The organism is Pseudalkalibacillus sp. Hm43, assembly GCF_051842935.1.
Classification (GTDB): domain Bacteria; phylum Bacillota; class Bacilli; order Bacillales; family Fictibacillaceae; genus Pseudalkalibacillus.
The window spans coordinates 583809-599893 of the sequence record NZ_JBPXRR010000001.1; the positions used below are offsets into that span (position 1 = coordinate 583809).

Genomic DNA, 16085 nt, shown 5'->3' on the forward strand with positions numbered 1-16085 from the left:
CTTCCCAATTGGTTTACCAACCAGAAAATACAAAATTCCAATTGGAGGAGAAAAAATGAAGAAAAAGTTATTACCGATTGCTCTTGCAGCAGGGATCATTTTCTCAGGAGCTGGACAAGCGTTTGGCGCAACTGGGAGTGACATCATTGACACAGGGGATGATTATTTAGGTACACCATATCATTATGGAGCACCCGTCGGAAATACAAGTTCATTCGATTGTTCGTCTTTTACTGTAACCGTTTTCAAGGAACATGGTATCAACTTGCCTCGTTCAAGTAGGGAACAAGCAAAGGTCGGTCATGCTGTATCCAAATCGAACTTACAAAAAGGCGACCTGCTTTTCTATGATACGAACTATAATGGCACCGTCAACCATGTTGCGATCTATGCAGGAAATGGGAAGATGCTAGGGGCACAGTCTTCGACAGGTGTTGCTTTTACAGATGCGTTCTCACGGTACTACTGGGGGGATCGATTTGTACAAGCAAGACGTGTGTTGAATTCTGATACGAAAGTCGCGAGTGAAACGACTTCTAACAGCTCCATATACACGGTTCGCAGCGGAGATACATTATGGGGAATCAGTAGAAAGCATCACACAACTGTTTCCAAACTGAAGCAACTGAATCATCTTTCATCAAACACCATCTATATTGGACAAAAGCTGAAAGTCGCAGGTACTACATCAAGTTCCAACGCGACAACGTATACGGTAAAATCAGGGGATTCACTCTGGAGCATCAGCCGAAAGCACGGCGTAACGGTCGGTGCATTAAAGAGTGCGAACCATCTATCCTCGAACACGATCTATCCAGGTAAAACTTTCAAAATTCCAAACTAGTTATGAATTGACCCCTTCCAAATGGAAGGGTTTTTTATCATGTCGAGCCCTTTCCTGAAATAAGTATCTCAGTAAAGACTTTTTTACGTAATGGGGGATGGGGATGGCGATTCATACTGTGGCACCCGGCGATTACTTGTGGAAGATTTCCATCGCGTACGGTGTACCGATTTCGACGCTGAAGCTTGTGAACGGTCTCGTCTCAGATGCCTTGATTCCAGGATTGCATCTGTATATTCCGGACCAACAACCGCCCGAACGTTACTATCAGATCCGGTCAGGTGATACTTACTGGAAACTGTCCCAGCTTTACAAGACGTCCGTTCAAGCCATTATGACCGCCAACCCAGATCTCAATCCCAATGCGCTTACCATCGGCCAGCGGGTCCGGATTCCGACTTGGCAAAAGTATCCGATGCAATCGCTCGTGTTCTTTGATGCTTTGGAGACTTCCAAGTATTTGGAGCTCCTGGAAGATCTAGCTCCAAGCATCTCGTATCTTGCCATTTTCACGTATTCGTTTTTGCGAGACGGGAAACTGGTGCCGGTTGAGGATGCGGCGATTTTACAGAAGTGCAAGGAATTGAACATCAAGCCTCTGCTTGTCATCAGCAACTATGAAAAAAACCAATTCAGTCCAGAACTCGCAGAGGAAGTGCTTCAAAAGTCTGACGTGCGGGACACGTTGATCCAAAACCTTGTGAACACAGTGAATGATAATGGCTACGCAGGCGTAAGCATAGACTTTGAATTCGTGCCTCCAGGACGGCGGGATGATTTCACCCTGTTCTTAGAAGAGTTGAAAGAAGCACTCGGAAATCGGATATTGCAAGTGAATGCGCATGCGAAAAGCAGTGATCTGCCGACGAACAGGTTGGTCGGTTTTCTCGATTATAAAGCAATTGGCCAGATAGTCGATATCGTTTCGGTGATGACGATCGATTATGGCTATGCAATCGGTCCACCTGATCCGATTTCACCGACCTGGTGGGTGGAACAGGTATTGATGTATGCCACCGGTCAAATCAACCGGCGTAAAGTGATGATGGCGATGAGTTTATACGGCTATGATTGGACGGTTCCTCAAGTTCAAGGGAAAGCGGCTGAAATGCTCTCCGTCCAAAATGCACAAAACCGTGCGATTGATGGTTGGATCCCAGTTCAATATGACTGGACAGCTGAGGCGCCTTTTTACCGATATCGGAAAATGAATGCTGATCATGAAGTCTGGTTCGAAGACATTCAAAGCGTCACTGCGAAATACAAACAGCTGGAAGTGTACAATTTGCTCGGGGCCACCTACTGGAGACTCCGATTTAAATTCCCGCAGAACTGGGCATATGTGAAAAAGAACTTACTCGTGTTGAAGTGATAGGTTGAGGAAGCTTATCGGAAGGTGGTCCGATAAGCTTTTTTCGTACCGTGAAGAGTGGTAGTGAAGTGGATTCGCAGATAGAAAGAGCGTTATTCGTACCGTGAAAAGAGGGGTGGGTGTTATCTCACGGTACGAAACAGCCATATTCGCACTGTCAAAAGTGGGCTGAGTGTGATTCTATGGTACGAATGACGGCAACAAAAAAGTAGTTTTCCAAAATAATGAAAGAAAGGTATAATTATTAACGTTCTGCTCTATAGGAACGTGCTATTTAAACCGATATACATAAAAACTGGGATTTTCTTACTATGATTTTGCAAGCTAATGGAGCTGAGGCTGATGTTTCTTGATCTATTGAATAATATTGCGATAACGACTGCATTTCTGTTCGTGGCGGGGAAGGCATTCCAGAACCGCCCGTTAAATGAGGATAATACCTATAAAACCAAGCTGATGCTTGGTGTAGGTGGGGGGATTCTCGGAACGTTACTCATGTTGAATTCCATTCATCCGAATGAAACGGTCATCGTCGATCTTCGTCATTTGGCGATGGTTTTGGCAGGAGTGTTCGGGGGACCACTATCAGCGATTCTGTCTGCGGTAGTCATTGGTGTCATGCGGATTGGGTTATATGGGATAAGCACTGCCTCGCTTGTAGCGTGTGCAGTGACGATTTTGTCAGGTGTGATCATGGGACTTCTCTCCTTGATCCGACTACCGAAAACCCTTTATCGTTACCTTTTATTGAATGCTTTTGGGATGCTCGCTTTTGCAGCTACATTGTTCTATCTACTGAAGGATACGGGGTTAACGACTCTCGTTCTTTCCTATTTCATCCCCTTTGCAATCGGGGGCAACATTTTTACATACTTTTTAGCGGAAACCTTGAAAAAAGCGAACCAGAATCACCGGGATATCAAGTATTACAAATTGCTTGCTGAGAATTCATCTGACCTGATCTCAACGCATTTCCTGGATGGTAGATTCAAATATGTATCACCTTCTAGTAAAGCTATTTTAGGCTATGAACCGGACGAGTTGATAGGAAAAAATCCGTACGACTTTTATCATTGGGAGGACCTTGAAAGAATTACGGACTCTCATAATACAGTAAAAGAATCCAGCGAGGAATCGGTTGTGGAATACAGGTTCAGGAAGAAAGACGGAAGCTATGTTTGGTTAGAAACCACCTCTAAACGGATGACAGACCTTGGGATTGAAAAGAATGAACTGATCTGTTCCTCCCGAGATGTCGATCTCCGTAAAGATTTAGAGAGTGACCTGATCGAGAAAAACAACCGATTGAAGCGGTTATCCAATATGGACGGTCTTACGGAAATCTTCAACCGACGTTATTTTGACTCGATGCTGGAGGAAGAATGGGCGAAGGCGATCCATCACAAAACGCCACTAACATTGATCATGTTCGATATCGATTACTTCAAGTTTTACAATGATACGTACGGTCATCAACAGGGAGACGAATGTATCAAGGAGATTGCTAACGTTGGGAAAACGGTGTTGAACAGACCACATGACTTGATAGCACGCTATGGCGGAGAAGAGTTTGCCGTCATTTTACCGGATACAAAAGAGAACGGTGCTCTAAAAGTAGCGGAAGCGATCCGAAAGAGTGTACAAGTATTGGCGATTCCGCACGTCAATTCAAAAGTAAAACCGATTGTCACTGTCAGTGTAGGGGTGGCAGTCGTAGAGCCTACTGAGGATATGAATCATCTTCAGCTAGTCGTGGATGCGGATGAAGCTCTTTATACCGCTAAGAAAAATGGACGGAATCAAGTTCATCTCTATAATGACACGGATCAGTCAGAGAGAGTGCAAGGAGAAGAAACAAGCGTCAGGTGATTGCACCTGGCGCTTTTTTGTACGATGGACTTTACATTGCGTGTTTAATACCTTTCTTTACAAGGAGCCAATTTGCTGGAAAGCTGGTTGCCGTGCCAAGAATCATCGCAATCTGCATCATGAACCAGAAGGTCATCGTGTCCGGTTTAGGTGGTTCGGTGAACAGGAAGAAATGGACGATTGCCATCCAACCGAACATGCCGACTTCAAACGCAACTAAAGAAAGCGTGTCTGCTTTAATTGCCTGAATGAAGCCTCGACCCCAGCCCATATGGTCTCCCATCATCTTGCTCATCGGTACAATCGAGAATACTTGGAAAAAGATGCCGAATAGGTAGGCGAGCGTAAACTCGACGACGTAGTGGGTCAACAGGGTTGAACCAGCGATGGTGAGTCCGGTCATAGCGACAAGCGGAACACCCACAGCATCACCGAATGCACAACCGCTCGAACAGTGGCTGGTTGAGACGAATACACTCTGCCAGAAGGGTTTTTCGGAATGCATGTCCTCGTGATTTGTGTGATGGTTTTCGTGATCATGCTGTATTTGAGCATCGGACCGTCCCATTTGCCAATAAGCCAGAACCCCGATTGGTCCCAAATATAAGCCATTGATTGGCCAGACGATATTCATGATGAACATCGGTTGAGGGTGTCTGATGACGTCGATGAGGATGAACAGTGCAGATCCAACTCCCATCATAACCGCAATGTAAGCGATGGTTGTTAGTGTAATCATGCTACCTCCTCCATAGAAAAACTGTCTATTTTGGATACCCTATGGGGGCATTCATTAAACGGATGATCCCATTTATATGTAAAAAAGAAACTCACCTAATCGGCAAGTTTCTCAGTCAATTCCACTTATTCATTTCTGTGATTTCTTGTGAGTTGAGTCGGTTTAATAGTTTTTCAGCGTCGTCTTCAAAAATGGTCTGATCCAAATGCTGCTTCTGAACGAATCCTTCTTCGGACATATGCTGGATCATTTCCTTGAGTGGATCATAGTAGTGGTCGATGTTAAATATGCCGAGCGGCTTTAAATGATAGCCGATCTGATTCCAGGTCATCACTTCGAACATCTCTTCCATCGTTCCGATGCCTCCTGGTAGGGCGATGAAAGCATCTGCCAGCTCATACATCATTGCTTTTCGCTCATGCATGCTGTCAACGACTTTCAGCTCAGTCAGTTCCAGATGATCGACATTCTCAAAAATCCTCCTCGGAATGATGCCTGTCGCTTCACCATTGTTTTCCATGACCTCATGTGCCAGAACACCCATCAGACCGGAATTCCCACCGCCGTAGATTAGCTTGATGTTGTTTTTCGCCAATAGTTTGCCTAGCTTTTTGACCTCTTCCTTGTAGAGATTGCTTGTCCCGAAACTTGAACCACAAAACACACAAATGGAAGAAAAACGATACATTCCGCATTCCACCTTTCATCTATTTATATTATATATGAAGAATATTAAGTTCGTATGAAAGTTTTGGAAGTGGTCTTGCGCACCCCAATCTCGTTGAAAATCCATGATCGCCACCCCGCAAGAGCTTCAAATGACACTCGCACGTAAAATTGGTATAGTTGAAGTAGAGTGAATTTAGTAGAAGAGAGGGAGAAGAATATGCAATTATTGAATGAAATCTTGGAGTTTAATGAGTCCTTTGTAAAAGAGAAGGGCTATGAACCCTACGAAACATCAAATCTGCCCAACAAAAAGATGGTCATCCTTTCTTGTATGGATACACGTCTAGTTGAGCTTCTTCCAAAAGCGATGAACTTGCAAAACGGTGACTTCAAATCCGTCAAAAATGCCGGTGCGATCGTAACGGATCAGTTCGACAGTGTCATGCGCAGCATTCTAGTAGCCGTTTATGAACTAAATGCGGACGAGGTGTTCGTCATTGGTCATCACCAATGCGGCATGTCGAGTGTCGATCCTGAGAAAATGATCAAGAAGTTCCAGGAGCGAGGCGTTTCTGCGGATACGCTAAGAACCCTCGAAAATGCAGGGCTTGATCTTGAAGGTTGGCTCGAAGGATTCGACAGTGTTGAAGAGAGTGTTCAGGATAGCGTGGAAATCGTGAAAAACCATCCGCTACTTCCAGAGGGAACTCCAGTGCATGGTCTCGTCATCGCGCCTGATACAGGTAAATTGGACCTCGTAGTAAACGGATATGAAGAAAAGTAATTGGAAAATGGGAAGACTGGCGCAATCGCCAGTCTTTTCTTTATTGATTCTGTCCCTGAAAAAGCGGAAAACCAAAAATGAAGGACAGAAAGAGCGTTTTACCTCAAACTCGGCTCATCCATCACCATCGATCGGACGAAGTGCTTGGAATCCCATTCTCTCTTTGATATGTACTTGAGCGGTGAGGATTCAGGATACAACTGAGCATCAATCTCTTCCACAGATAGCCCTCTCCCATACAAATGCTGAATTTCTTCATGTGTCCTCACCAGATAATCCAGCTTCTTCTCTAAAATTTTACGCCCATCCGCAATGTACCCTGCATGTGCGCAGAACATCTCCCCGATATCATACGTCAACACGGTTCGGATCGAATCCATGACGGTTGGAATGGATTCTTGCCACATTGAAATTTTCGGCTTCGGTGTGACAAACAAATCACCGGAGAACAGCATACCGGTTTTAGCATTAAAGAATACAAGGTGATCTCGAGAATGGCCGGGCGTATGAATCGCTTCCCATTCCAACTTATCTGACTGAACGCTCGTTCGAATCGGCTTAGCCTCAAACCCTTCCCTCGGACCCCAGAACTCATTCCGGTAATCAGGATATTCCCCGTCTCTCGCACAGATTTCCATCGCCATGGGATGGATGTAAATCTCCGGATTCATCTGCTCCTGAACCCATCGAGCATTCCCGGTATGGTCTTCATGAAAATGTGTCAACGCGACTGTATTGATCTTTTTCGTTTCTAGAAATGGGTGGATTTCACTTGCGCAGCTCTTCGGGCCTGTGTCCACCAGCATTCCATCCACATAGTAGAGGAAGTAATTCAAATACATGTCTCCTGCATAACACTTCACATGCAGGCTTTCGACGTTACCAATCTGTTGTGTGGTCATCATCATGCCTTCTTCCATAAAAAATCTATCCTAACCCTTTCCATAAGATTTTTAAAAATCCTGTAAAGCATCCAAAAAAACAACAGAATGTATTGAAAAACAGTGCAACATCGATTAATATCTTCTAAGGATTAGAAAAGAGAATCTAATTCATATTAAATGACGACAAATGAATGAATTCGGATAAATTTGGTGGGAAAATCCACTTTACATCGGGAGTTTGAGAGGCGTATTATTATGTTCATCTCAATCAAATAGTTTTTGATCCATAACGCTGAATTTGAAAAAAGCGGGGGAACCAATTCTTGATGTGATGGGAAGTCATCACTTGGGGTGAATCCTCTTGTTAGAAAGAGGTAGGGCGACTCTTTACGCCCGAATCCGACAGCTAACCTCGTAAGCGTATAAGGAGAGGATGATAACAGTGATCGAACCACTTTATTGACCACGGGTGTCTTACCTCTGTGGTTTTTTGTATGCGTAAAAAATCATCATAGTTATTGTTAAATACAGGCAAAATAGGAATAACCGGTAGGAAGGGAAATGGATTATGGCCACTCGACTGAAACAAATCGGACTAATCGGACTCGGGAATTTCGGAGGAAGTTTGTGTAAGGAGTTCGCTGAGTTGAATACAGAGATACTAGCAATCGATCGCAACGAAGACAGAGTGGACGCGTATTCTTCATTTGCGACGCATGCCGTTGTAGCAGATTCGACGGATGAAGGCGTGTTGAAATCGCTTGGTGTCCGGAACTTCGATCTGGTCATCGTTTCCTTAGGAGATGACATCCAATCGAGCATATTGACGACACTCGTCCTGAAAGAGATTGGTGTCAAGACGGTCTGGGCAAAAGCGCAATCGAAATATCACCGCATGGTACTCGAGAAGATCGGTGCAGACCGGATCATCCACCCAGAACGGGATATTGCGAAGCGACTTGCGCACCATGTCGTTTCTGAAAAGATCATCGATTACATCGAGCTATCACCTGATCATAGTATCGTTGAACTGATCGCAACCCATAAAGTCCATAAAAAGACGCTCGGACATTTGGATATTCGGGCGAAGTACGGGTGCAATGTTGTTGGGATCAAAAAAGGCGTTGAAATCATGGTTTCCCCGTCTGCGGAAGTGGAACTCCATGAAGGGGATACGCTCATCATCATCGGAACGAATGATGATTTAAAACGATTTGAGGATCGGGGATTGTAGCCTATGAAATGGTTACCGAGAAAACTGAATATCACACCGCCACAATTTTTGGTGCTCATGTTCCTAGCTTTTATCTTACTAGGAACATTGTTATTGAAGCTTCCGTTTGCAACCGAAGAGACAGTCAGCTGGACGGATGCACTGTTCCTTTCGACGTCCGCCATGACCGTGACAGGTCTCGTCACAATCGATCCAGGAACGGTTTTTACTCTGTTCGGTGAGATTGTCATCCTGGCACTGATCCAAATCGGCGGTCTTGGAATCATGTCCTTTGCCGTATTGATCTTCATCATGATCGGGAAAAAAATCGGCATGAAACATCGATTGCTCGTGCAACAGGCACTCAACCAGACGTCCATAGGCGGCGTCATCTTGCTCGTGAAAAGACTATTCATCTTTTCCATTGCCATCGAGTCTGTTGCGGTACTTTTCTTGACCCTTCATTGGGGTCCAGTGATGGGATGGGGGAAAGGCTTTTATGCTGCTGTGTTCCACTCCATTTCCGCTTTTAATAATGCAGGATTTTCAATTTGGTCAGACAGCTTGATGGGATTTGTCGGCGATCCGGTGGTCAACATCGTCATCACGGCCGTGTTCATAACAGGTGGAATCGGATTCACGGTTCTCACAGATTTTTGGCACAGTAAGAACTTCCGGAATCTGAGCCTTCATTCGAAGTTGATGATCATCGGTTCTTTCATCATCAACATCGTTGCTTTTCTAATCATTTTCATATTCGAATCCAATAATCCAGCTACAATCGGTCAGCTATCATCAGGAGAGAAGATCCTAGCATCCTACTTCCAGGCGGTAACGCCACGAACGGCCGGATTCAATACGTTGGATATCGGCAGTATGGAGGATCCGTCCATCTTTTTCATGCTGTTGCTCATGTTTGTTGGTGGAGGTAGTGCATCAACAGCTGGGGGAATCAAGCTGACGACATTCCTGATTATCACGTTCGCCGTTTTCACTTTCTTGAAAGGCAAGTATGAAATCGTTATCTTGCGGAGAACGATCGATTTTTATCTACTCGTAAAAGCATTAGCGATCTCAACGATCGGATTGACGTTCGTGTTCACTGCAATCTTATTGTTGAGCATGACTGAGAATGCACCGATTTTGCACATCATATTTGAAGTCTTTTCGGCGTTTGGTACCGTGGGACTATCGATGGGTTTGACCGGGGATCTTACGATGTTCGGCAAATTTATGATCATCTTCATCATGTTCCTTGGAAAACTTGGGCCGTTGACGCTTGCTTTTACATTGTCCAGACACAGTCTTGAAAATATTCGCTATCCGAAAGAAGATATCTTGGCAGGGTAATGACATCACTATGAGCTGTCTTGAGATTCTGGATTCCACACGACCATAAAAAATTTGCGGAATTATCAGACTTTGCTAAAATAAAGTAAACCATTTACATGACTAGCCTAAATCTAGATATTGGGATGTGATTGATATGAGTTTAGTTTTGCAAGAAGGACAACAAATCAAGGAATTCTTTAATCAACATCAAAAAGAAATCGAAGAAAACTTGCTCTCAGAAGCTGAAAATGTAAGAGGTAAAATCGAAGAAATCCAGATGATCGGTAACATCAATTTGATTGAAAACGCCCATAAACTTATCGGTTATGTGGTGGAACAGCAAACCGAAGATCTTGAGAAATTTGCTGAACAAGAAGGAATCGTGTGGGCGAAATATTCCATGACATTGATGTTTAAACTCGATTGGATTCACGCAATACGTAGAACGTTATGGAGTTTTCTATATAGATATGATGTTGCGCAAGATAAATCAGATCGTATAGAAGAATTTTATGCACTTGAAAAAACAATCAATGAACAGATCGACAAATTCCTGAATGTATTTTTTATCAGTTATTCTACTTATAAAGATAAGCTTCTTGAAGCTGAACGGGAGCTGGTGGAAAACCTATCTGTCCAAATCATACCAATCAGTTCAAACACAGCAATATTCCCGTTAATTGGAACAATGGATGGATATCGTTCCGAGACGATAGAAGATAAGGTTTTGGCTGAAGTAGGTAGAGGCAGAATCCAAACCCTGATTATTGACTTGTCAGGTGTGGTCGACATGGAGGGTTCCGTCACCCATCACTTGCTTAAAGTCATTGATGGTATTTCTTTAATGGGATGTGAAGCGATCATTACAGGAACTCGTGCCGATATTGCGAGTAAGATGGTGAGAGAGGGGCTTTCGTTTAAGGGTAAAGCAATAGTGAAAGGTAATCTCCAACAAGCGATTACAGAAGTCTTACTAGGTGATTTACAATCTTGCTGACAAGTAGAGTTGGAGGCTGATTGAATGGAAGAATCTATGGATCATTGGCTAGAGATAACAGTGATTGGACTTTGAAAATTGGGAAGACTGTCATCAGTCTTCCCGATTATGTATCAGGAATGGTTGAGCACGATCAACACCATCGAGCACAGGTGGCTCATTTTCTTCAATCACACAGTCATTCACTTTGAGAAAGCTTGATGTTCCGTAAAATTCCGAAAATCGTCAATCCTATAAAGAAGAGTGACAATACAACAAGCGTGATGCTGTAGCCGAGTTCCCCTGTCGTATACATACGGTGTGCGTATAGCCCCAAATTGATGGAACCGATCACCATAGCAAGTAATACTAGTCTAGAAATCTTCATTTTCCATCCCCCCTATGAATTCCACTATACCAAAAAATAGAAAAGACGGAAAAGGGTCAATCACGTGCGTTCACTTCAAAAGCAGTTCGAACGCCGGATTCGATTGCCCCTTCAATCCACCCGTGAAAAGAGGAGGTATGTTCACCGGCAAAGTGAAGTCGACCTTCAGGCTGTTTGATCACCTGACCAAACTCTGAATATTGATAAGGCTTGAACAAAGTGAAGCAGCCACCAGAGAATGGGTTTTGAGCCCAACTGAAAGACGCGCCTTTCCGGAAGGTCTGAAACACAACTGGACCGTGGACTCTGGCAAGCATTTGAAGCGCTTCCTGAATCCTGCGGTCTTCTGGTAGTGCATCCCACAACGCCGCATTATCTTCCCAACTGTAACTGCCCAACATCACTCCTGGACCTGGTTTACCGATGTTATGACTCGGATAATAAGCGAATTGGAGTGGGAAGTCCGTTGTCATACTGCCACCGAACAACTGGTCTTTTTCCCAGAACTTATAACCGAACTCAAGTCCTATTTTCGTTGCAGGAACATAGTGCATCGTTTGAATGGCGGTTCTTTTTTCGAACGAGATGGATGAAAAAGGTTCAATGTTGATGAACTGGAAGACGGAGAAGGGAATTGTCGTGATGGCATAATCTGCTTGTATTCCGCTTCTTTTTCCGGTTCTTGGATCAACAGTAGAAACAACAACAGATTTGTCATATTGTTTGATATCAGTAACATTTTCGTAGAGATAGAGATTGCTGGAGAGTTCTTTCATGAATGACCAGGGGAGTCGATCATTCCCGCCAATGATCTCATAGTATTTCAAATCACTGCTGAATAAGTTCGACACGATGTCGGTGATGATATCGACGAATGATAACTCCGGAAAACCTTCAATACCCAACAAGATTTGTATGAGATGGACCGTAGAGGCATCCAGAGACTTTCCAAAGGGGTTGTTTTTCAAGAACGAACCGAAAGAATACGAATCGTATTTCTTTTTCAGTCGGATCCGTTCTTCAGGGGATGCATTCGTATACAAATCAAAAAAAGGCTGCACGGCTTCCAAAAAAATATTCAATGCAGTCTGCTTTTTGTATTTATCTCCTACAGGGTATTTCAAAACGTCAGGATCCTTATCATATAGGTAGCGTCTCGTAAGGATTCCGTTCACGTAAATGATGTCATAGGGAGTCGAGTTGATGAACGGATTCAAAGGGAGCTTGAAACGTTTGATCAATTCTAAAACAAGTACATGGGTTTCCGGAATTCGCATGGCACCAGCCTCAAAATAATTCCCTTCTGAGAACGGTTGACGCATGGTAAAAATCCTTCCGCCGACTCGACTATTTCCTTCCAAAATGGAAACTGTATGACCGGCTCGCTTCAATAACGAACCTGCAACGAGTCCGGCCATGCCAGCACCCAGGATCATTACATGCTTTGGTTTGGTGTTTTTCTGTAACCCGTTTTGAATGATGGATAGCATTTCATCCGGATAGGACAATATGCCATTCAGTGTCTCATCTAGTCCTTTCCACATGTTTCCATACCCCCTGAATAAGAAATATATTGTAGGAGGGATAGAAATATGAAGGGAGAGTTCGTTTTAAGATTGTACACTCTCTTTACATAATAGTTCCGCAAATGTCTTGCCGAACTGCTTACATCTTTCTACTTCTTCGTCTTCTGGTGTGAGTTCCACTTTCAACCCGCCTAGGATGATTTCCGCCCCGAGTTCATGAAGTTTGTCACTAAGAATATCGACTGCAGCGCCATACTTCGGATACATCGAGTCACAAGAGCCGAATGTCGCTGCCCGAATACCCGTGAAATTCAATACATCCAATTCATCATAAAAATCCTCTAATTCATCTGGCAAGTCGCCATCACCCCACGTGTAGGATCCGAAGAGGATTCCGTGGAAATCCTTTAATTCTTCTACAGCAATCTCGTCAATTTCGATTTGCTTTTTCACAATCTCCACGTTCTGGTCACTCATCCCTTGTTCGATGAGGTCCGCCATATCCTCGGTATTTCCTGACATACTTGCGAATAGTATCAAAACCCGTTTCATCATCATCGCTCCTTATGTATTTATTTTATTTGAAATTGAGAATCATTATCACTTATATTCCTATCATAGTTGAGAATACTTCTCACTGTCAACATCCTTCTCCGTCATAAAAAAGAAACATTGAAAAATGCTTTTTGCGTGTTTGAGACAAGCTTGATTCAGACATCCTAGTACATAAGAGACAAAGTTGTGACACTGCGGGTCCTTGAGAAGGTCAATACTGAAAGGGGAAATGGGTATGTCACCTGAAAAAGCGATTGGATTGATGCTCCAGTTCGGGATGTACACGATCGGTATCATCACCGTCACGATTTTGATCATGAACGCAGTGAATTGAAGAGGTATTTTGTTGAAAGTGGTTCTTCCTTGGAGGAACCGCTTCTTTTTTGTTTTTCCATAGCGGTATTTGACTTTCATTCGTTAAAGGATATTAGAAGAAAAGAAGCGAATAGATTAAATATAAAAGTAACGCGAATAAGGAGGGGATTGTAATGGGTTCTTTTCTGAATATCGGGTCCTTCTTACTTATGCTGGTGTGTGTCGTGTGGTTTTTGACTCAAGTATTCTTTGAAGCGTATTTGCCACAGTCTCTCGGCTATCCCTTGATTTTCGGATGTGTTGTGTTTACTTTTATCATAGGAGTCGTCGGCACAATCGGAGTGGACAATTGGAAGTCTGCAGCTCGGACGATTTCAACGGTTCTGATGACTGGAGCACTGTCCATCATGCTCACCTTCATTGTTTTCATCGGAGCACTTTTCGGATAAAAAGGAGTTCTTTCGCACATGCTGAAATCGGTAAAGAATGTTCAGTTGATTTCGTACAGTCCCATATATGACAAGGCTTTATTTTCCTTTTATCTTCCTGACGAACAACTACGATTCACGGCTTATCCTGAGGAAATGATTCGGTTGGCAAAGGAGGACGCTACCCGTCATCCTGTCATCATCCTTTCAGAGGATTACCCTGTCGGATTTTTCGTATTACAAGCAGGAGAGCGTGTGGAGCAGTATACGGATGAAAAGAACGGATTATTGCTGATTGCTTTTTCTATTGATACGAATCATCAAGGAAAAGGTTATGCAAAGAGAGGACTGAAACTTCTGCCGGATTATGTCCGAACGAACTTTCCTGAAGTAAGGGAAGTCGTTTTAGCCGTAAATGAGAAAAACATTGCCGCGCAAAAGCTCTATCAGTCTTGTGGCTTTGTGGATCATGGTAAACGGAAGATGGGAAAAATCGGTCCACAACAATTATTAACGCTAGAAATATAAAAGGAGAGCTGCCTACCACCTGAATAGGTGAGAGGCAGCTCTTGTAGGTTTAACTTTCTTGTTGATCACAATAAATGTGCATCGCTTCCCTCATGAAAGCGGCTAATCCAGGTTTGAATTTGTCGATGTTCTTCGTGAAGCGCTCATCGTTCACGTATAAATCACCGAGTCCTCTGAAGATTTCAAGCGTGCAGTCATAATAATGGTCTGTAATATGCTGTCTCCAGTCGGATACCGCTTGTTGGACTTCAGGGTCAGAAGGTCCAGCATGCATCCGATCGGCAATCTTTCTGTAAATGTCATTATTTTCTTGTTGGATCCGTACCCAATCTTCCTTCGTGTATTTGGCTGTTCTTTTTTCTGCCGTCTCCACGATCTCTTTTCCATATTTCTGTTTCGCTTCATCGGAATATTTCTTCTGATGTTCTTCAATTTCCTTCATATCAAAGCCTTTGAACATATCCTCTTCGTTCATTTTCGTTCCTCCTTCAATTGAGTGGATCGTCTGGTCGACCGTGCTGAGCATCTCTTCGATCCGTTTCTTTTTCTCCAGTAAAATTTCCTTGTGAGCATGTAACGCATGCATCCGGTCAAAATCAGGCCTGTCGAGTATTTCCTTGATTTTTGTAAGTGGGAAACCGATCTCCTTGAAAAACAAGATTTGCTGAAGTCGCTCGAGGTTTCGATCTGTATAAAGTCGATACCCGGCCGGGGTAATGGATTCTGGCTGCAACAATTCAATCTGGTCATAGTAGTGGAGTGTGCGCACACTGACGCCAACGATGTTCGAAACATCTTTCACTTTATACATCTCAATCACCTCAAGATTAATCGTAAGCTATGACGTAACGTAAGGGTCAATTGCTTTTTTTGAAATAATGTGAAAAATAGGCACCTGCTGACCGATATAAAAGTCGTACGCCAAAAAAAGAGAGTTGTATGATGAAGCTTCTGAAATCTATGTTGATTCTACTTTCTATTATTTTCATTCTCTATTTAGTGTACCATCATGTTATAATGGTCACTCCTGTTCAAGAAGTGAAAGATATCATGCTGAATTTAGAAAACAGTGAAGAAATCACGACCGATCAGCGTAATCAATTGAAGGAGTTAATTCAGGGGCCGAAATTTTATGGTTTCCCTGTATTCAAAATCACGACTGAAACTGAACATTTTTTGGAGCCGCACATCCAACAATTGATCATCTATCAAGAAAGTATGTCAAATATCCATCCTCATGTTAAGATGGTATTTGTCTCGTTTGAAATCGTACGATATGACCCATCTGCCGCTAAAAAAGACAACTACATCCATGAAGGGAATTACACTGGAAAAGCTGTTTTTCATTTAGTCGAGGATGGATTCAATGCGTGGAAAATAACCGATGTGAGAACAACCGATTTCAAAAAATCGGACGATGGGCATTGGTCAGGCACGTACAAATAGAGAGGTTTTAACTTTTGAAAAAACTATTCTGTCAATATGGGCACTGGGTTCTGTTCATCGTACTTGGTGTCATTGTTATTTCGAATTTCTTCTATTATAAACCGTACAACACTGCCGATATCGTTGCATTAGCCTTTGGTCTAATGGGCCTTATCGGAGTCTTGTATTTGGCGATCGTTACAGAGAAAAAGAAGAGGAACAAGAAAAACGATTAGCA

Annotated in this window: 19 protein-coding genes and 1 riboswitch; of the genes, 12 read left to right on the forward strand and 7 right to left on the reverse strand. The window is 43.2% G+C overall.

The annotated features are described in order from the left end of the window. Positions 1–55: 55 nt before the first annotated feature. The 3 genes from ACSVDE_RS03170 to ACSVDE_RS03180 all read left to right on the forward strand — a co-directional run bounded on the left by ACSVDE_RS03170 (position 56) and on the right by ACSVDE_RS03180 (position 4085). Positions 56–844 (forward strand): LysM peptidoglycan-binding domain-containing protein, encoded by a 789-nt coding sequence (locus tag ACSVDE_RS03170; protein WP_439299513.1) that lies wholly within the window; start codon positions 56–58, stop codon positions 842–844. A gap of 103 nt (positions 845–947) precedes the next feature. Further along, positions 948–2216 carry a glycosyl hydrolase family 18 protein gene (locus ACSVDE_RS03175; protein ID WP_439299514.1) on the forward strand — a complete coding sequence of 423 codons (1269 nt, stop codon included), beginning with the start codon at positions 948–950 and terminating at the stop codon, positions 2214–2216. 342 nt (positions 2217–2558) lie between these two features. Next, complete coding sequence (locus ACSVDE_RS03180) at positions 2559–4085, forward strand: diguanylate cyclase (RefSeq protein ID WP_439299515.1); 1527 nt, start codon at positions 2559–2561, stop codon at positions 4083–4085. A gap of 31 nt (positions 4086–4116) precedes the next feature. Here ACSVDE_RS03180 and ACSVDE_RS03185 read toward each other — a convergent pair whose 3' ends face one another. Together ACSVDE_RS03185 and ACSVDE_RS03190 are read right to left on the reverse strand one after the other, a co-directional pair. Continuing rightward, the gene (locus ACSVDE_RS03185) at positions 4117–4824 is read right to left on the reverse strand and encodes a DUF4396 domain-containing protein (RefSeq protein WP_439299516.1); all 708 of its coding nucleotides are present in this window, start codon (positions 4822–4824) and stop codon (positions 4117–4119) included. Positions 4825–4939: 115 nt separating this feature from the next. Then, positions 4940–5512: a TIGR00730 family Rossman fold protein gene (locus ACSVDE_RS03190; protein WP_439299517.1), complete on the reverse strand. Its 573-nt coding sequence runs from the start codon at positions 5510–5512 to the stop codon at positions 4940–4942. A 198-nt stretch (positions 5513–5710) separates the two neighbouring features. On the opposite strand from ACSVDE_RS03190, the gene ACSVDE_RS03195 reads away from it, so the two are divergent. Beyond that, the gene (locus ACSVDE_RS03195; RefSeq protein ID WP_439299518.1) at positions 5711–6277 is read left to right on the forward strand and encodes a beta-class carbonic anhydrase; all 567 of its coding nucleotides are present in this window, start codon (positions 5711–5713) and stop codon (positions 6275–6277) included. 98 nt (positions 6278–6375) lie between these two features. Here ACSVDE_RS03195 and ACSVDE_RS03200 read toward each other — a convergent pair whose 3' ends face one another. After that, positions 6376–7197 (reverse strand): MBL fold metallo-hydrolase, encoded by an 822-nt coding sequence (locus ACSVDE_RS03200; RefSeq protein WP_439299519.1) that lies wholly within the window; start codon positions 7195–7197, stop codon positions 6376–6378. A gap of 244 nt (positions 7198–7441) precedes the next feature. Further along, a riboswitch (cyclic di-AMP (ydaO/yuaA leader) is annotated at positions 7442–7598 on the forward strand. Between the two features lie 131 nt (positions 7599–7729). On the opposite strand from ACSVDE_RS03200, the gene ACSVDE_RS03205 reads away from it, so the two are divergent. From ACSVDE_RS03205 to ACSVDE_RS03215, 3 genes are all read left to right on the forward strand, one after another. Continuing rightward, positions 7730–8395, forward strand: coding sequence for a potassium channel family protein (locus ACSVDE_RS03205; protein ID WP_439299520.1), 666 nt, complete (start codon positions 7730–7732; stop codon positions 8393–8395). A 3-nt stretch (positions 8396–8398) separates the two neighbouring features. Then, positions 8399–9724: a TrkH family potassium uptake protein gene (locus ACSVDE_RS03210; RefSeq protein WP_439299521.1), complete on the forward strand. Its 1326-nt coding sequence runs from the start codon at positions 8399–8401 to the stop codon at positions 9722–9724. A 136-nt stretch (positions 9725–9860) separates the two neighbouring features. Next, complete coding sequence (locus ACSVDE_RS03215; RefSeq protein WP_439299522.1) at positions 9861–10703, forward strand: STAS domain-containing protein; 843 nt, start codon at positions 9861–9863, stop codon at positions 10701–10703. A 178-nt stretch (positions 10704–10881) separates the two neighbouring features. On the opposite strand, the gene ACSVDE_RS03220 is transcribed toward ACSVDE_RS03215, so the two are convergent. The 3 genes from ACSVDE_RS03220 to ACSVDE_RS03230 all read right to left on the reverse strand — a co-directional run bounded on the left by ACSVDE_RS03220 (position 10882) and on the right by ACSVDE_RS03230 (position 13148). Then, positions 10882–11070 (reverse strand): hypothetical protein, encoded by a 189-nt coding sequence (locus ACSVDE_RS03220; RefSeq protein WP_439299523.1) that lies wholly within the window; start codon positions 11068–11070, stop codon positions 10882–10884. A gap of 56 nt (positions 11071–11126) precedes the next feature. Then, positions 11127–12614 carry a flavin monoamine oxidase family protein gene (locus tag ACSVDE_RS03225; RefSeq protein WP_439299524.1) on the reverse strand — a complete coding sequence of 496 codons (1488 nt, stop codon included), beginning with the start codon at positions 12612–12614 and terminating at the stop codon, positions 11127–11129. Positions 12615–12680: 66 nt separating this feature from the next. Beyond that, complete coding sequence (locus tag ACSVDE_RS03230; protein ID WP_439299525.1) at positions 12681–13148, reverse strand: flavodoxin; 468 nt, start codon at positions 13146–13148, stop codon at positions 12681–12683. Between the two features lie 238 nt (positions 13149–13386). On the opposite strand from ACSVDE_RS03230, the gene ACSVDE_RS03235 reads away from it, so the two are divergent. The 3 genes from ACSVDE_RS03235 to ACSVDE_RS03245 all read left to right on the forward strand — a co-directional run bounded on the left by ACSVDE_RS03235 (position 13387) and on the right by ACSVDE_RS03245 (position 14422). Continuing rightward, entirely contained in the window at positions 13387–13485 is a 99-nt protein-coding gene (locus ACSVDE_RS03235) for a putative holin-like toxin (RefSeq protein ID WP_439299526.1), read from the forward strand. 154 nt (positions 13486–13639) lie between these two features. Next, positions 13640–13915 (forward strand): hypothetical protein, encoded by a 276-nt coding sequence (locus tag ACSVDE_RS03240; RefSeq protein ID WP_439299527.1) that lies wholly within the window; start codon positions 13640–13642, stop codon positions 13913–13915. A gap of 18 nt (positions 13916–13933) precedes the next feature. Further along, positions 13934–14422 carry a GNAT family N-acetyltransferase gene (locus ACSVDE_RS03245; protein ID WP_439299528.1) on the forward strand — a complete coding sequence of 163 codons (489 nt, stop codon included), beginning with the start codon at positions 13934–13936 and terminating at the stop codon, positions 14420–14422. 49 nt (positions 14423–14471) lie between these two features. Here ACSVDE_RS03245 and ACSVDE_RS03250 read toward each other — a convergent pair whose 3' ends face one another. Continuing rightward, positions 14472–15233 carry a MerR family transcriptional regulator gene (locus tag ACSVDE_RS03250; protein WP_439299529.1) on the reverse strand — a complete coding sequence of 254 codons (762 nt, stop codon included), beginning with the start codon at positions 15231–15233 and terminating at the stop codon, positions 14472–14474. 128 nt (positions 15234–15361) lie between these two features. On the opposite strand from ACSVDE_RS03250, the gene ACSVDE_RS03255 reads away from it, so the two are divergent. Both ACSVDE_RS03255 and ACSVDE_RS03260 read left to right on the forward strand, forming a co-directional pair. Then, positions 15362–15868, forward strand: a complete 507-nt coding sequence (locus ACSVDE_RS03255) for a hypothetical protein (protein ID WP_439299530.1) — start codon at positions 15362–15364, stop codon at positions 15866–15868. A gap of 14 nt (positions 15869–15882) precedes the next feature. Then, positions 15883–16083 carry a hypothetical protein gene (locus ACSVDE_RS03260; RefSeq protein WP_439299531.1) on the forward strand — a complete coding sequence of 67 codons (201 nt, stop codon included), beginning with the start codon at positions 15883–15885 and terminating at the stop codon, positions 16081–16083. Positions 16084–16085 lie beyond the last annotated feature (2 nt).

Bases quoted from the DNA above. Each gene is read 5' to 3' on its own strand.
- ACSVDE_RS03220 (WP_439299523.1), bottom strand. From the start codon at position 11,070: ATGAAGATTTCTAGACTAGTATTACTTGCTATGGTGATCGGTTCCATC.
- ACSVDE_RS03185 (WP_439299516.1), bottom strand. From the start codon at position 4,824: ATGATTACACTAACAACCATCGCTTACATTGCGGTTATGATGGGAGTT.
- ACSVDE_RS03250 (WP_439299529.1), bottom strand. From the start codon at position 15,233: ATGTATAAAGTGAAAGATGTTTCGAACATCGTTGGCGTCAGTGTGCGC.
- ACSVDE_RS03210 (WP_439299521.1), top strand. From the start codon at position 8,399: ATGAAATGGTTACCGAGAAAACTGAATATCACACCGCCACAATTTTTG.
- ACSVDE_RS03205 (WP_439299520.1), top strand. From the start codon at position 7,730: ATGGCCACTCGACTGAAACAAATCGGACTAATCGGACTCGGGAATTTC.
- ACSVDE_RS03175 (WP_439299514.1), top strand. From the start codon at position 948: ATGGCGATTCATACTGTGGCACCCGGCGATTACTTGTGGAAGATTTCC.
- ACSVDE_RS03180 (WP_439299515.1), top strand. From the start codon at position 2,559: ATGTTTCTTGATCTATTGAATAATATTGCGATAACGACTGCATTTCTG.
- ACSVDE_RS03170 (WP_439299513.1), top strand. From the start codon at position 56: ATGAAGAAAAAGTTATTACCGATTGCTCTTGCAGCAGGGATCATTTTC.
- ACSVDE_RS03225 (WP_439299524.1), bottom strand. From the start codon at position 12,614: ATGTGGAAAGGACTAGATGAGACACTGAATGGCATATTGTCCTATCCG.
- ACSVDE_RS03245 (WP_439299528.1), top strand. From the start codon at position 13,934: ATGCTGAAATCGGTAAAGAATGTTCAGTTGATTTCGTACAGTCCCATA.
- ACSVDE_RS03255 (WP_439299530.1), top strand. From the start codon at position 15,362: ATGATGAAGCTTCTGAAATCTATGTTGATTCTACTTTCTATTATTTTC.
- ACSVDE_RS03235 (WP_439299526.1), top strand. From the start codon at position 13,387: ATGTCACCTGAAAAAGCGATTGGATTGATGCTCCAGTTCGGGATGTAC.
- ACSVDE_RS03240 (WP_439299527.1), top strand. From the start codon at position 13,640: ATGGGTTCTTTTCTGAATATCGGGTCCTTCTTACTTATGCTGGTGTGT.
- ACSVDE_RS03200 (WP_439299519.1), bottom strand. From the start codon at position 7,197: ATGGAAGAAGGCATGATGATGACCACACAACAGATTGGTAACGTCGAA.
- ACSVDE_RS03195 (WP_439299518.1), top strand. From the start codon at position 5,711: ATGCAATTATTGAATGAAATCTTGGAGTTTAATGAGTCCTTTGTAAAA.
- ACSVDE_RS03190 (WP_439299517.1), bottom strand. From the start codon at position 5,512: ATGTATCGTTTTTCTTCCATTTGTGTGTTTTGTGGTTCAAGTTTCGGG.
- ACSVDE_RS03230 (WP_439299525.1), bottom strand. From the start codon at position 13,148: ATGAAACGGGTTTTGATACTATTCGCAAGTATGTCAGGAAATACCGAG.
- ACSVDE_RS03215 (WP_439299522.1), top strand. From the start codon at position 9,861: ATGAGTTTAGTTTTGCAAGAAGGACAACAAATCAAGGAATTCTTTAAT.